A 14,203-nucleotide genomic window follows, 5' to 3' on the forward strand; every position below is an offset into this window, starting at 1 on the left:
TGGTAACTCGTATGCGCATTGACCTGGCATCCTCCGCTAAAAAAGTGCTATATATTTCAGCTTATTTTTTTGCAGGGTTAGGGAAACGGCAAACAGAATGACAAGACAAAAAGCAACGCTCATTGGACTTATCGCGATCGTGCTGTGGAGCACAATGGTGGGGCTGATTCGTGGCGTAAGTGAAGGGCTGGGGCCAGTGGGTGGCGCGGCGGCAATCTATTCCCTCAGCGGGTTGCTGCTGATTTTTACCGTCGGTTTTCCCAACATTCGCCGTTTTCCTGTGCGCTATTTGATTGCCGGTAGCGTTCTGTTTGTCAGTTATGAAATTTGCCTTGCGCTTTCGCTTGGCTATGCGGCGTCACGTCATCAGGCGATTGAAGTCGGCATGGTCAATTATTTGTGGCCCAGCCTGACTATTTTGTTCGCCATTTTATTTAACGGACAAAAAACCAACTGGGTGATTGTTCCTGGGTTGCTGCTGGCATTGGTCGGCGTCTGCTGGGTACTGGGCGGTGAGAATGGACTGAATCCCGCCGAAATTATCAACAATGTTACAACCAGTCCGCTGAGCTATTTTCTCGCCTTTCTCGGTGCGTTTATCTGGGCAACCTACTGCACAGTGACCAATAAATATGCACGTGGCTTTAACGGCATTACGGTTTTTGTTTTGCTCACAGCGTTGAGCTTATGGGCGCATTATTTTATGACGCCGCAGCCTGTAATGGTCTTTACCACGCCGGTGGTGATAAAACTGTTTTCCGCCGCCCTGACGTTAGGTTTTGCTTATGCCGCCTGGAACGTGGGTATTCTGCACGGAAATGTCACCATTATGGCGGTGGGCTCCTATTTCACGCCGGTGCTTTCCTCTGCGCTCGCAGCCGTACTGCTGAGTGCTCCGCTCTCTTTCTCTTTTTGGCAAGGCGCGGTGATGGTCTGTGTGGGGTCGTTGCTGTGTTGGTGGGCGACCCGCCGGGCGTGAACGTCATCACAACTGGCGACCGCTTTTTCTCTGTCTGGCAACCTTTTTGAATTTGGTTTAGTCTTTATTAAGATTAAACCAAAATATTTCCTCGAATTTAGCAATCTGTTAAATTAATGATACTAAAATGATGCTTAACTATTAAATTCCTGCCTGTCAAATTCATTTATCCCGATATAGTTAGCCTGCGTAATTTACCGCAAAATAACCACTTCATCGCACATTGTTAGCCTAATAAATATTTCACTTAAGCCTAATCCCATTTGTAACTAATTTATTTCAGGATATTAAGGAGATCTGGATCACACATCTGTAAATATCCAGCAATAAGATGAAACTTATTATTGAATTGGTGCTACTGCGTAATTTAAAAATAGCTTGCCATTGATGAGAAGCCTCGTTTAGCAATGGTTTAGGAAACACATTAAGAAAATTATAAGGATTATCTAAAATGAAACTTAAATTAGTCGCAGTGGCAGTGACCAGCCTGTTGGCAGCAGGCGTTGTTAATGCAGCAGAAGTGTATAACAAAGACGGCAACAAACTGGATCTGTACGGCAAAGTTACCGCTCTGCACTACTTCTCTGACAATAACGGCGATGATGGCGACAAAACTTACGCACGTCTGGGTTTCAAAGGTGAAACACAAATCAATGACCAACTGACCGGTTTCGGCCAGTGGGAATACGAATTCAAAGGCAATAACTCCGAATCTAACGGCACCAAAGGTAATAAAACCCGTCTGGCGTTTGCCGGTCTGAAATTCGGTGAGTACGGTTCTTTTGACTATGGCCGTAACTATGGCGTCGCGTATGACGTTGGCGCATGGACCGACGTTCTGCCTGAGTTCGGTGGCGACACCTGGACCCAGACCGACGTGTTCATGACCCAGCGTGCTTCTGGCGTGGCGACCTACCGTAACACCGACTTCTTCGGTCTGGTTGACGGCTGGAACTTTGCCGTTCAGTACCAGGGTAAAAATGGCGCCAGCGACGAAACGAACAACGGTCGTTCTAAGCTCACCGAACAGAATGGCGACGGCTTTGGTCTGTCTACCAGCTACGAGTACGAAGGCTTCGCCGCAAGCGCCGCTTACGCGAAATCTGACCGTACCGATTCTCAGACTGCGGGTGACAACGTGTTCTACGCTCGCGGCAAGAACGCAGAAGTGTGGGCTGCGGGTCTGAAATATGACGCGAACAACCTGTACCTGGCGGCAACCTATGCAGAAACCCGCAACATGACCACCTTTGGTGATGTAAACGGTATTGCTAACAAAGCGCAGAACTTCGAAGTGGTAGCACAGTACCAGTTCGACTTCGGTCTGCGTCCGTCCCTGGCTTACCTGAAATCCAAAGGTAAAGATATCGGCGGTTACGGCGACCAGGATCTGGTTGAATACGTTGACGTTGGCGCGAGCTACTACTTCAACAAAAACATGTCCACCTACGTTGATTACAAAATCAACCTGGTTGACGAAAACAACTTCACCCGCGCTGCTGGTATCTCCACTGACAACATCGTTGCTGTGGGTCTGACCTACCAGTTCTAATTCATTTAGAATTGAGCGGTATAGAAGCCAGCCCACGTCGGGCTGGCTTTTTTTACCGATGCATAAACCGGTCATAAGGAGTATGCCGTGCAAACCTATACAGGACGTTGTCTCTGTGGGCAGAGCCATTTTACCGTTGATATCGAATCGCTCGATGTTTACGCTTGTCACTGCACGCTGTGCCAGAAATGGTCAGGCGGCATTGCAATGTACCTGGAGGCCAGCGGTCATCCGATGATGGATCCCGACGCGCCTGAACCGGCCTTTTTTACCTCCTCCTCGCGGGGGGAACGCTACTTCTGTTCCGGCTGCGGCTGTCCGCTGTGGTTTAAGCTCACCGATACGCTGCGCTATTTTATCCCCTGGACGCTGCTTGAACTGAACGAAGGCGATCGCCGTCGTTTGATCCTCGCCGCTGAAATCTACACCGAAACCCAACCCGCGTTCTGGCGGCTGACCGGACAGTACGCCCGGTTAAGCGGCAAAGAGGTCGAAGCGCTGGACAGCCTGTGCCAGTTAACCCACTAAACTAGTCGCGGTTGACGTTTGCGAGGCTAAACCACATACCCACCGCCAGCAGAATCAGCATACTGCCGGCGCTGCTTAGCGCCACGCTGTGTGACCAGGTAAACGCCTGTTTCGCGGCATCAATAATGTGTTCTCCCAGCGCGTCAGGCAGCGTCTGCGCCAGTTGCACCGCTTCCCCCATCGACGACGATGCGCGGGTCATTTCTTCGGCGTTCAGCCCTTCCGGCAAGCTAATCGAGGCAGAAAAGCTACGACTCAGTAACAGACCGAAAATGGCGATGCCCAGTCCAGCGCCCAGCTCATAGGCCATTGTCTCTATCGCCCCTGCCGCTGCCGCTTTCTCGCCCGGCGCCGCGGCCATAATGGCTGCCGTTGACGCCAGCAGCGCGCTGGCAGCGCTAAATCCCAGCAGCGCCATCAGTGCCCAGGCCTGCAGTCGCTGTGTGCTGAAATCAGTCATCGCCAGGCCATAAAAACTCAGCGCACTCAATGCCATACCTACCGTCGCCACGCTGCGTAGTCCAAATCGGGACACCAACATACCGGCGATGGGGCCGCTGAAGCCGCTGGCAAGCATGACAGGTAACATGAACAACCCCGCCTGATACGGTGTGAAGCCATGCACAAACTGCAATTCCTGCGCCATTAATAGCTCAAAACCGACCAGCGTGATCATGGCGGTCATCGCCATCACTACGCCGCTTAAAATGATGCGATGCGTAAACAGCCGCAGGTCGATCATCGGACGCGAGGCCGCAAGCTGGATACGGATAAACTGTATCAGCAGCAGCGCGCCGCTAATGACGGTTAAGGCAATTGCGCCAATGGCGATATGCCCTTTCAACGCGGTCTTCGCGCTGTAAACCAGCAATAAGATGGCCATAATCAGCATGATGGCGTGCCCCAAATTCAATGACTGATCGCGGCGTCCCGTCTGACGCGGCACATAGCGCGCGGTAAGGGTCAGCACAACCAGTACGACAGGCACGTTGATCAAAAATACCGAGCCCCAATAAAAGTGCTCCAGCAGTATTCCCCCCACCAGCGGCCCGAACGCAGCGCCGCCGGAACCTACCGCCGCCCAGACGCCCAGCGCCATATTACGATGGCGTGCGTCGCTGAAGGTCGCGCGGATCCCGGCAAGCGTTGCCGGAACGATCATCGCCGCACCGATCGCCAGAATGGCGCGCGTGGCGATCAGCCAACTGGCGCTGTGTGCGAATGCGGCAGCGAGCGAAGCCAGACCAAACAGGCCCCCGCCAAGTAACAGCAAACGTTTAAAACCGATGCGATCGCCCAGCGCGCCCATCGGCAATACCATCCCTGCCATCACCAGCGAGTAAATATCAATGATCCACAGCAGCTCGTTACCGCTGGCGCCCAGCGTCATACTCAGCGTGGGAGCGGCCACATGCAGCACCGTCGCGTCGATAGCAACCGGAATGTAGACCAACACAATAATCACTAACGTTAACCACTGACGAAACATAACGCTTCCCTTAAGACAAACTGGACACGCGTCCAGATTTACCGATCCTACGGAAAATTGAACATATGTCCAACTTTTTATTGAGCGCCGTGATTATCTGAATTCGTGGGTATCAGGGAAAGCAAGACAGGAAAAAAGCGCCATCCGACCAGCCAGCCGGATGGCGAGAATAAACTCAGCCCAGGTCGCCCCCAGCCACCGGCAGGATCACACCGGTGATATAGCTCGCCTGGTCGCTTGCCAGAAACAATATCGCCTGCGCCTGTTCTTCAAGCGTGCCATAGCGGTGCATCAGGCTGCTGTCCAGGGTCTGATCCACAACCTGCTGATACCAGATTTTTTCCTGCGCGGTGGGCGTTTCGGTATTACGCGGCGTGACACGCTCTGGCGCCTCTGTTCCTCCCGGCGCCACGGCGTTTATCCGGATCCCCTGGTGGCTGTATTCCATGGCAATGGAGCGGGTTAAGGCGTTGACCCCGCCTTTCGCTGCCGAATAAGGCACCCGATTCACCCCAGATGTCGCTACGGACGATACATTGACAATGCTGCCAGTCCCCTGTTTCAGCATCCACGGCAGCACAGCACGACAGCCCCACAGCGTAGGAAACAGAGAGCGGCGGATCTCCTTTTCGATCTGCTCTGGCTGATAGTCGGCAAAAGGCCGCGCCCAGATCGTCCCGCCGACGTTATTAATCAATACGTCTATACGACCAAAATGTGCAACGCCTGCTCCGAAGGCCTGTTCGGTACTTTCCCACTGCTCAAGATCGGCCTCCAGCGCCAGCACCTGAACGCCCTCAGCGGTGAGTGTCGCAGCCAGTTCATGAACGTGACGGGAACGATCGATCAGTAACAGCGTTGCGCCCTCTTTTGCCGCCTGCTCTGCGGTCTGGCGACCAATCCCTTGCGCCGCGCCGGTAATCGCGACGACTTTAGTGTGAAATCGCATCCTGTTCTCCTTATGCCGCGGCGCTTTGACTGGCGATAAACTTCTCATACCAGAATCCGGCGGGATCGATTCCCCTTTCCCGCAGCGTAGCAGCGACCGCGTTGACCATCGGCGGCGGCCCGCACAGGTAAATATCCACATCCCCCTGATTCAGCAAGGCGTCATTGAGATACGCGGTGACATAACCCCGCTGCGGACAGGCGCTGTCGGCATCCGCAACCACCGGTAGCCAGTGGAAATTGACCAGCCCCTCGCGAAATGCCTCCAGCCGGGCCGTTTTGACAAGATCAATGTCATAAGTCACGCCATACAACAGCGTCACCGGACGCTGACTTCCCTGCGCCGCCAGCGCTTCCAGCATGGAGAGCATGGGCGCCAGCCCGGTTCCGCCCGCCAGCATCAACAACGGACGCTCGCCGCCGCGCAGATAAAAACTGCCCATCGGGCCGCTGAGGGTCAGACGGTCGCCAGAACGTGCGCGCTGGGTCAGCCACTGGCTCATCAGCCCGCCCGGCACATTGCGGATCAAAAACCGGCATTCGCGGTTATCCGGCAGCGAACTGAATGAATAGGCGCGCACCTGGTTCGTGCCGGGAACCTGAATATTGACGTACTGTCCCGGCAAAAATGCCAGCGGTTCATCGGCGTCTATCACCAGTTCAAACGCCGTAGCCGACAGGGCGTCCACTGCCCGTACCGTCGCGTCCAGCGTCGTAAGCCCGGTTTTACACTGCGCGGCGGCAACAGGCACATCGATCACGCAGTCGCTACACGGCACCATCTGGCAGGTCAGTACCTGTCTTGCCTGGGCTTCATCGTCGCTCAAAGCGTCTTCGATGAAATCGTCACCGAGGGCATATTCCCCACTGGCGCAATGACATTTACAGGTGCCGCAGACGCCATCTGAGCAATCCATTGGCAGATTAACCTTCTGCCGGTAAGCCGCATCAAGCACCTTTTCGCCCGCGTTGCACTGAATAAAACGGGTGATGCCGTCCTCAAAATTAAGGGCAATCGTAAAACTCATAAGCACCTCTTAAATGTGATACACGTCAATCACCTGACGGATATAGTCATTGTTCAGCCGCACTGTTTTACGCACAATTTGCGGGACGCCGCTTTCTTCAATCAGCGTGCAGTGCGTCGTGCCAAAATACGCATCGGTATGCTGATACCGGTGGCTGTAGGTCACCCAGTTGTAGCGCACCGCCAGGCCTTCCGCCGTTTCGCCCAACAGTTCGACATTCGCGATCATATGTGTGGTACGCGGTTCCGGCGTGCTGGCGCCGGACCGTTCCGTTTTGATGCGATACACCCGATCTTCCAGCCCCTCGCGGTTCGGGTAATAAATAAGCGAGATTTCACGTTGCGGATCGCGGGTCGGTTTATCATCATCTCCCCACGCGGGCATCCAGAACACCACGCCGGGGCTATAGCAGTTCAGCCACGCATCCCACTGGCGATCATCCAGCAACCGCGCTTCGTAATACAGAAACTGACGCACCTGTTCCAGGGTTAACATCAGACTACCTCCACGCGTTGGGTGATCGACTGCTCGTAACGTTGCCGCTCTTTTTCGACTGCCGCGAGCATCACGTTTTGCCAGTGATGGTGATGCGCGATGTACAGCGCCTCGTCTTCGGACTTCACCCCGCTCAACAGTGGCGTAAAACCGGCGTGACGGGCGTGCTCGTCCGGACCGTCGACCCAGTGCAGCGCGCCGCGGCTCAGATCGCTCCAGGCCAGATTTTCCCCCAGGTATCCACGCTGGCAGGCGCTGAACTCTTCGAGATCGTCAGGGGTTCCCATACCGCTGACATTAAAGAAATCCTCGTATTGACGAATACGTAGCGCCCGCGCTTGATCAGATTCCCCTTTTGGCGCGAAACACCAGATCGTGACTTCCGTTTTGTCTACCGCCAGAGGACGAATAACGCGAATTTGTGTCGAAAACTGATCCATCAGATAGACGTTGGGATACAGGCATAAATTGCGGGTTTCGTTGACCATCTGGTCCGCTCGCCGTTCTCCGAATGTCGCCTGAAGCCGCGCCCGATGATCATAAACCGGGCGCACTTCCGGGTTGATGGCGCGCGTCCAGAGCAGCATGTGGCCATTTTTAAAGCCATAGCCGCCACCGAGGCTTTTTGACCAGCCGTTGGCGTCCACCGCGCGCGTACCGTCCGCTTCATAGTTGCGTCGCGACATCGTCGAGGCATAGTTCCAGTGCACGACGCTGACATGGTAGCCGTCGGCGCCGTTTTCCGCTCCCAGCTTCCAGTTCCCTTCGTAGACATAGCTGGAAGACCCCTTCAGCACTTCCAGCCCTTCCGGCGCCTGGTCGACAATCAGATCGATGATTTTCCGTGTCTCGCCAAGATACTCCTCCAGCGGTTGTACCTCGTCATTGAGGCTACCGAATAAAAATCCACGATAAGACGCAAAGCGTGGCAGGGCTTTTAAATCATGCGATCCGTCCTGCTTAAAAGAGTCTGGATACCCGCCGGTACTTTCATCTTTCGCCTTAAGCAGCTTGCCGTTATTACTGAACGTCCAGCCATGAAACGGACAGGTAAACGAGTTTTTATTTCCGGTTTTACGTCGGCATAACATCGCCCCGCGGTGCGCACAGCTATTAATTAACGCATGGAGGGTCTGCTGCTTGTCGCGCGTAATAATAACGGGCTGGCGGCCCAGCGTCAGAGTATAATAATCGCCGGGTTGCGCGATCTGACTTTCATGCGCCAGAAATACCCAGTTGCCTTCGAATATATGCTTCATTTCAAAATCAAATAATTGGCTATCGGTAAAGATGGAGCGATGACAGCGATAAATATGGTTTTCCCGATCGACAATTAAGGCCTGAGAAATTTTATCTTTTAATGCCGAGAGCGTTTTTTGCATGTGTCTGGTCCTCCTGCATCATTCAGGATTAAGCGTTCAGTGAATCTTTATTGGGCGGTGAATTATTCCAGCGCGCGCAGGCGAGTAATACGCTGTTCTTCTTCGGCGCGCTGCGCCTTGCAGAGCGTAAAGTCGAATCGCACCTCGGTATGTTCTCCTGCCAGTTGACGCTGCGCAATTAATGCGGGATCGGTAACCTTCACCGGATCGGCGATCAGACCATCGCGAGTGGCAAACGCAAAATCGTCCCACAGGTAGCGATCGCCATTAAGGTTAATCTGGCTGGTAAGGTGCTTAAAGCCCGGCGCAGAGACAAAGAAATGGATATGAGCAGGTCGGTTACCGTGGCGGCCCAGACGATCGAGTAACGCCTGGGTAGGGCCATCAGGAGGACAACCGTAGCCGGAAGGCAAAATACTCCGCACGCTGTAGCGTCCTTCCGCGTCGGTGCGAATACGGCGACGCAGGTTATATTCGCTCTGGCTGGGGTCGAAAAATGAATAGTTGCCGAGCGTATTGGCGTGCCAGATGTCCACGATCGCGCCTGCGACGGGGTGTCCCTGCACGTCTTTTACTTCACCGTACAGCCACATGACTTCTCCGTCGTCCAGACCGTCATCCATCCGGTCATGCCCGTCAGCCAGCGGCGCGTTTGCAACATACAGTGGCCCTTCAATGGTGCGTGGGGTTCCCGTTTCGGATGACTGGCTGGCTTCGATCGCTTCCTGGCGCAGATCGAGAAAGTGCTCCAGACCCAATCCGGCCGCCAATAACGCCGCTTCCTTACGTCCGCCAAGTTCATGCAGATAATTCACCGCATGCCAGAATTCTTCCTGTGTCACATTGTAGTCGTCAATTAATGTACAGATATTCGTGAGCAAGCGATGAATAATCGATTTAAAACGTTCGTTTCCATCGGTCGAGTTTAATCCGGCGCTTTCACGCAATAAATCCTGAACAGTGTGTTGGTTGATAAATGAATGGCTCATAATATTTCTCGCTTCTTATTTTCTGTAGGGTCATACCAGAACGATTTCCGGCGTTCGGCGTAAGGATTATTTATCGCTGTCATGAATCGACGACGGGTGGCGACACAGCGCTTCCACATGAATCTCCATGAAAGGATAAAGCGGCAACCCCATAAGTATTTGATGTAATTCTTCAGCATCCTGAACATCGAAAACGCTGATATTGGCGTACAGCCCTGCGACGCGCCAGATATGGCGCCATTTCCCTTCCCGTTGTAACCGTTGGGAATACGCTTTTTCGCGGGCTTTCATCTCTTCTTGTTCTTTAACCGGCAGTCCGTACGGAATATTGACCGTCATTTCCACTTTAAATAGCATGTTGACCTCCTGTTATTCCCGCTGTGCGCGGGCATAAAAGCGTAATTTATCCTCATCCAGTTCCACGCCCAGTCCGGGCGTTTGCGGCAGCGCCACGTGGCCATTCGCGAAAGACAGCGGTACGCAGACAATGTCATCCTTCAGGAGCAGCGGCCCAAACATCTCCGTTCCCCACGGTAATGACAACGTCGACCAGGCGTGCAGCGACGCGACAGTGCCGATCGTTCCTTCCAGCATGGTGCCGCCATACAAACTGATTCCGGCAGCCTGCGCGACGTGCGCCAGTTTCAACACGCTGGCGGGACCACCCGCTTTGGCGATTTTTAACGCCCAGGCGCCGCTAAACCCCTGCTGTGCCAGACGGTAACCGTCAAAATGGCTGGCGACGGACTCATCGGCCAGAATGGCGGCGTCAGTTTGCTGACTCAGGCGTACCAGCGCCGCGCTGTCCTGCGCGCTGACCGGTTGCTCAATCAGATCGACCCCCATCGCCGCCAGTTCCCGACAGCCTTTCGCGGCGACGGTCGCGTCCCATGCCTGATTGACATCTACCCGAATGCTGGCGCGATCGCCAAGCGCCTCGACAATGGCCCGCGTGTGGCCAAGATCGTCATCAAGCGCATTGGCGCCAATTTTCAGCTTAAACGCCTGGTGTCGACCTTCCTCCAGCAGTCGCTGCCCTTCGGCAATGTCGTTTGCGGTATTCCCGCTTGCCAGTGTCCAGAGTACGGGCAGCGCAGTATTCAGCGCGCCGCCCAGTAGCGCAGAAACGGGCAACCCAAGCGCTTTTGCCTGCGCATCCAGTAGCGCCGTTTCGAGGGCCGATTTCGCAAAAGTATTGCCCTTCACGGCTGCGTTCATCCGCGCCGTCAGCACATTGAGATTATCTGCGGGCTGACCTTTGAGCAGCGGGGTCAGATAATGGCTAATCGCAGACTGGATTGCCTCCGGACTCTCTACGCCGTAGCTCAGCCCGCCGATGGTTGTCGCCTCTCCCAGGCCCTGAATGCCGTCCGAACGGGTGATACGCACGATAACCAGACTCTGACAGCCCATCGTGGTCATCGATAATTTATGGGGGCGGATGGTCGGAACATCGACCAGCCAGCTTTCAATCTCTTCAACGGTTGCGCTCATCATTTCTTCCTGAGAATGCGTGTCATAACTTTTGCGATCGTCATCAATAACGAACGGTGACGGTGCTTTTGACAATAGGGGTCAGCCGGGAAGTGGGTCAACGGCGATAATCGAAATGGTGTGCGATTATCGGCGCGAATGTTACATTGAAGTTAATAATGTGATCCCCGTGGGAAAACGGGGATATTCCGCCTTCCGTCCCCGCACGCGAGGTATAGTGAGTGCGCTATGGCTTCGAATTGCAGCGGAGAGGAATTCAATGAGCGATGAACATCAGCCGACGATCGGCACGCGACAGGCCGCATCGGACCCGAATTTCATGCTGTCGCTGGCGCGCGGTCTGGCGGTACTGAACGCCTTCACCCCGCAGCGTCAGCGCCTGACCATCTCACAACTCAGTCAAAAGACGCAGATTTCACGCGCCGCGGTCAGGCGTTGTCTGTACACTCTCGCCGCACTTGGCATGGTGCACACGCCTGATGGCCGCAGCTATGAGCTGCTTCCGCGCGTTCTGGCCGTAGGCCATGCCTATCTGGCCGGTACGCCGCTGGCGAAAGTGGCGCAGGCGGCATTAGATGATCTTGCCAGAACGCTCGGCGAGTCGTGCTCTGCGGCCACGCTGGACGGCGACAACGTGCTTTACATCGCCCGGGCAGCCATGAACAATTTGCTCAGCGTCGATATCGGGCGCGGGAGTCGTTTACCGGCGTGGGCTACGTCAATGGGACGGGTACTGCTAAGCGCGCTGCCGGAAGAGCAGTTAGAGGTGACACTGTCACGAGCAAGTTTACTGCGTTATACCCCGTATACCCTTTGCGATCGTTCTGCGCTACGCGATGAAATCAGACGGGTGCGGATGCAAGGGTACGCGCTCGCCGATCGTCAGATCGAAGTGGGCTTATGCTCGCTGGCGGTACCGCTGCTTTCGCGTAGCGGCACCCTTGTCGCCGCGTTAAACGTCGGCGTACCGGCTTCATCGATGAGCGCCGACGCACTAAAGCTAAAAGCCCTCGCGCCCTTGCGTCGCGCTGCGATGGAGCTGTCGCTTAAGCTATAAACTGCCGTAATTGAACAGGCGTCCAGCTTTTTGTTACACTGCCATTTTTCGGGAAGATACAGGTACATATGGGCTATCTGCATAAAGATGAGCGTCGTGAAGTGATTTTGCAGGCGGCAATGCGCGTGGGGCTGGAAGACGGATTTAAAGCCATGACGGTCCGACGTATTGCCACCGAGGCGAAAGTCGCCGCTGGTCAGGTACATCATCACTTTACCTCTGCCGGCGATCTGAAATCGCAAGCATTTGTGCGCATTATCAGTACGTTGCTTGACGCAGACGTCCCGGGCGAAGATGCCAGCTGGCGCGCGCGCCTGCATGCTATGCTTGGCAGCGACGACGGCGGTTTCGAACCTTATATCAAACTCTGGCGTGAAGCGCAGATCCTTGCCGACCAGGACGCGGATATCAAAAGCGCCTACCTGCTCACTATGCGCATGTGGCATGAAAAGACCACGGCCATTATTGAAGGTGGACTGGCAGAAGGGGAATTCTCGACGGCAGATGGCCCTGCGGATATTGCCTGGCGTTTGATTGCCCTGGTGTGCGGCCTGGATGGCATGTATGTGCTTGGTCTTCAGGAAATGGCGGATCCCGCTTTTGAACGTCATCTGGATCGTATGATCAGCCTGGAGCTGTTTTCCTGAACCGTAGATGTAAAAACAGTACATCTTTTGTTTACATTTAGTAACACTTAAGCAACTTTTTCTTCCCCTTCGCGCCGCCCGGTTGCGCGTTTTCTATCTATCCTTTCATCAATATTCCTAAAAACATCAATAAATTCTAAAAAGGGCGAATGCACAGCGTGCGTTATGCGCCCTTTGGCCTGCTTTTTTATTTTTTTATGAACGACATGTGCATGCGAGGGGCAATATGGCGCTACAAAATGAGAAAAATAATCGTTATCTCTTGAGTGACTGGAAGCCTGAAAATCCCGCTTTCTGGGAAAATAAAGGAAAACACATCGCACGACGAAATCTCTGGATTTCAGTGGCTTGTCTGTTACTTGCCTTCTGTGTCTGGATGCTTTTTAGCGCGGTGGCGGTCAATCTTAATAAAATTGGTTTTAATTTCACCACCGATCAACTGTTTTTATTAACGGCATTACCCTCTCTCTCTGGCGCAATATTACGCGTCCCCTACTCCTTTATGGTGCCTATATTTGGCGGACGTCGCTGGACAGTTTTCAGCACCGCGATCCTGATTATTCCCTGCGTCTGGCTCGGTTTTGCCGTTCAGAACCCGAATACCCCTTTCGGGGTGTTTATTATTATTGCGCTGCTCTGTGGATTTGCCGGGGCCAACTTTGCTTCCAGCATGGGCAATATCAGCTTCTTTTTTCCAAAGGCGAAACAGGGAAGCGCGCTGGGCGTTAACGGAGGGTTGGGCAACCTCGGGGTGAGCGTAATGCAGTTGGTCGCGCCGCTGGTGATCTTCTTGCCCCTTTTCACCTTCCTCGGCGTGCAGGGCGTTCCGCAGCCTGACGGCAGTCTGCTCTCCCTGGCGAATGCCGCGTGGATCTGGGTGCCGCTACTGGCTATCGCCACTGTCGCCGCCTGGATGGGCACCAACGATATCGCCAGTTCAAAAGCCTCCATCGCCTCGCAGTTACCGGTGCTCAAGCGTTTTCATCTTTGGCTGCTCAGCCTGCTGTATCTGGCGACCTTCGGCTCGTTTATCGGTTTTTCAGCAGGCTTTGCCATGCTGTCCAAAACGCAGTTTCCGGAGGTCGACATTCTGAATCTGGCGTTTTTCGGCCCGTTTATCGGCGCACTGGCGCGCTCTGCTGGCGGTGTGATTTCCGATAAGTTCGGCGGCGTTCGCGTGACGCTGATCAACTTCATCTTTATGGCGCTGTTTTCCGCGCTGCTGTTCCTGACATTGCCCGGTACAGGTTCAGGAAGTTTTATCGCCTTCTACCTCGTCTTTATGGGGCTATTTTTCACGGCGGGCCTGGGCAGCGGCTCCACCTTCCAGATGATTGCCGTGATCTTCCGCCAGCTCACCCTTTACAAAGTCAAACTTCGCGGCGGCACAGATGAGCAGGCGCAGCGTGAAGCGGTGACCGATACCGCGGCGGCATTGGGCTTTATTTCCGCCATTGGCGCGGTCGGCGGCTTCTTTATCCCGAAAGCCTTTGGTACGTCACTGGCAATGACCGGCTCCCCCGTCGGCGCCATGAAAATTTTTCTGGTGTTCTACATCGTCTGCGTACTGGTGACCTGGCTGGTCTACGGTCGCCGCAAACCCACACAACAATAA

14 protein-coding genes are annotated in these 14,203 nt (G+C 54.4%); 6 read left to right on the forward strand and 8 right to left on the reverse strand.

The features are described 5' to 3' along the window. The first annotated feature begins 97 nt into the window (after positions 1-97). The 3 genes from yddG to CSE01S_RS00985 all read left to right on the forward strand — a co-directional run bounded on the left by yddG (position 98) and on the right by CSE01S_RS00985 (position 3,059). The gene (gene yddG, locus CSE01S_RS00975; protein WP_042283052.1) at positions 98-979 is read left to right on the forward strand and encodes an aromatic amino acid efflux DMT transporter YddG; all 882 of its coding nucleotides are present in this window, start codon (positions 98-100) and stop codon (positions 977-979) included. 451 nt (positions 980-1,430) lie between these two features. Further along, on the forward strand, positions 1,431-2,531 hold the full coding sequence (gene ompC / locus CSE01S_RS00980) for a porin OmpC (protein ID WP_042283054.1): 1,101 nt from the start codon (positions 1,431-1,433) through the stop codon (positions 2,529-2,531). 87 nt (positions 2,532-2,618) lie between these two features. Next, positions 2,619-3,059, forward strand: coding sequence for a GFA family protein (locus tag CSE01S_RS00985; protein WP_042283057.1), 441 nt, complete (start codon positions 2,619-2,621; stop codon positions 3,057-3,059). A 1-nt stretch (position 3,060) separates the two neighbouring features. On the opposite strand, the gene CSE01S_RS00990 is transcribed toward CSE01S_RS00985, so the two are convergent. From CSE01S_RS00990 to CSE01S_RS01025, 8 genes are all read right to left on the reverse strand, one after another. Next, complete coding sequence (locus CSE01S_RS00990) at positions 3,061-4,548, reverse strand: MFS transporter (RefSeq protein WP_042283060.1); 1,488 nt, start codon at positions 4,546-4,548, stop codon at positions 3,061-3,063. 175 nt (positions 4,549-4,723) lie between these two features. Continuing rightward, positions 4,724-5,497: a benzoate diol dehydrogenase BenD gene (gene benD / locus CSE01S_RS00995; protein ID WP_042283062.1), complete on the reverse strand. Its 774-nt coding sequence runs from the start codon at positions 5,495-5,497 to the stop codon at positions 4,724-4,726. A 10-nt stretch (positions 5,498-5,507) separates the two neighbouring features. Further along, a complete protein-coding gene (gene benC / locus CSE01S_RS01000; protein ID WP_042283064.1) occupies positions 5,508-6,524 on the reverse strand; it encodes a benzoate 1,2-dioxygenase electron transfer component BenC in 1,017 nt (338 codons plus the stop codon). Between the two features lie 9 nt (positions 6,525-6,533). Then, positions 6,534-7,019, reverse strand: a complete 486-nt coding sequence (gene benB, locus CSE01S_RS01005) for a benzoate 1,2-dioxygenase small subunit (RefSeq protein WP_042283068.1) — start codon at positions 7,017-7,019, stop codon at positions 6,534-6,536. Then, positions 7,019-8,401, reverse strand: a complete 1,383-nt coding sequence (locus tag CSE01S_RS01010; protein ID WP_042283071.1) for a Rieske 2Fe-2S domain-containing protein — start codon at positions 8,399-8,401, stop codon at positions 7,019-7,021. The genes benB and CSE01S_RS01010 overlap by 1 nt, the downstream gene beginning before the upstream one ends. Before the next feature lie 62 nt (positions 8,402-8,463). Beyond that, positions 8,464-9,390: a catechol 1,2-dioxygenase gene (catA, locus tag CSE01S_RS01015; protein WP_042283073.1), complete on the reverse strand. Its 927-nt coding sequence runs from the start codon at positions 9,388-9,390 to the stop codon at positions 8,464-8,466. A 66-nt stretch (positions 9,391-9,456) separates the two neighbouring features. Beyond that, positions 9,457-9,747 (reverse strand): muconolactone Delta-isomerase, encoded by a 291-nt coding sequence (gene catC / locus CSE01S_RS01020; protein WP_042283075.1) that lies wholly within the window; start codon positions 9,745-9,747, stop codon positions 9,457-9,459. A gap of 12 nt (positions 9,748-9,759) precedes the next feature. Further along, positions 9,760-10,932, reverse strand: a complete 1,173-nt coding sequence (locus CSE01S_RS01025) for a muconate cycloisomerase family protein (RefSeq protein ID WP_167333849.1) — start codon at positions 10,930-10,932, stop codon at positions 9,760-9,762. Positions 10,933-11,143: 211 nt separating this feature from the next. Here CSE01S_RS01025 and CSE01S_RS01030 point away from each other — a divergent pair, with 211 nt between their 5' ends. From CSE01S_RS01030 to CSE01S_RS01040, 3 genes are all read left to right on the forward strand, one after another. After that, positions 11,144-11,941: an IclR family transcriptional regulator domain-containing protein gene (locus CSE01S_RS01030; protein ID WP_042283082.1), complete on the forward strand. Its 798-nt coding sequence runs from the start codon at positions 11,144-11,146 to the stop codon at positions 11,939-11,941. Positions 11,942-12,009: 68 nt separating this feature from the next. Beyond that, the gene (locus CSE01S_RS01035; RefSeq protein ID WP_042283084.1) at positions 12,010-12,588 is read left to right on the forward strand and encodes a TetR family transcriptional regulator; all 579 of its coding nucleotides are present in this window, start codon (positions 12,010-12,012) and stop codon (positions 12,586-12,588) included. Between the two features lie 226 nt (positions 12,589-12,814). Then, positions 12,815-14,203, forward strand: a complete 1,389-nt coding sequence (locus CSE01S_RS01040) for a NarK family nitrate/nitrite MFS transporter (RefSeq protein WP_042283087.1) — start codon at positions 12,815-12,817, stop codon at positions 14,201-14,203.

The organism is Citrobacter sedlakii NBRC 105722 (assembly GCF_000759835.1).
GTDB lineage: Bacteria > Pseudomonadota > Gammaproteobacteria > Enterobacterales > Enterobacteriaceae > Citrobacter_A > Citrobacter_A sedlakii.

What these genes read in the sequence shown, in the direction of transcription:
- yddG (WP_042283052.1), top strand. Translation starts at nt 98, where the DNA reads ATGACAAGACAAAAAGCAACGCTCATTGGACTTATCGCGATCGTGCTG.
- ompC (WP_042283054.1), top strand. Translation starts at nt 1,431, where the DNA reads ATGAAACTTAAATTAGTCGCAGTGGCAGTGACCAGCCTGTTGGCAGCA.
- CSE01S_RS00990 (WP_042283060.1), bottom strand. Translation starts at nt 4,548, where the DNA reads ATGTTTCGTCAGTGGTTAACGTTAGTGATTATTGTGTTGGTCTACATT.
- benD (WP_042283062.1), bottom strand. Translation starts at nt 5,497, where the DNA reads ATGCGATTTCACACTAAAGTCGTCGCGATTACCGGCGCGGCGCAAGGG.
- benC (WP_042283064.1), bottom strand. Translation starts at nt 6,524, where the DNA reads ATGAGTTTTACGATTGCCCTTAATTTTGAGGACGGCATCACCCGTTTT.
- benB (WP_042283068.1), bottom strand. Translation starts at nt 7,019, where the DNA reads ATGTTAACCCTGGAACAGGTGCGTCAGTTTCTGTATTACGAAGCGCGG.
- CSE01S_RS01010 (WP_042283071.1), bottom strand. Translation starts at nt 8,401, where the DNA reads ATGCAAAAAACGCTCTCGGCATTAAAAGATAAAATTTCTCAGGCCTTA.
- catA (WP_042283073.1), bottom strand. Translation starts at nt 9,390, where the DNA reads ATGAGCCATTCATTTATCAACCAACACACTGTTCAGGATTTATTGCGT.
- catC (WP_042283075.1), bottom strand. Translation starts at nt 9,747, where the DNA reads ATGCTATTTAAAGTGGAAATGACGGTCAATATTCCGTACGGACTGCCG.
- CSE01S_RS01030 (WP_042283082.1), top strand. Translation starts at nt 11,144, where the DNA reads ATGAGCGATGAACATCAGCCGACGATCGGCACGCGACAGGCCGCATCG.
- CSE01S_RS01035 (WP_042283084.1), top strand. Translation starts at nt 12,010, where the DNA reads ATGGGCTATCTGCATAAAGATGAGCGTCGTGAAGTGATTTTGCAGGCG.
- CSE01S_RS01040 (WP_042283087.1), top strand. Translation starts at nt 12,815, where the DNA reads ATGGCGCTACAAAATGAGAAAAATAATCGTTATCTCTTGAGTGACTGG.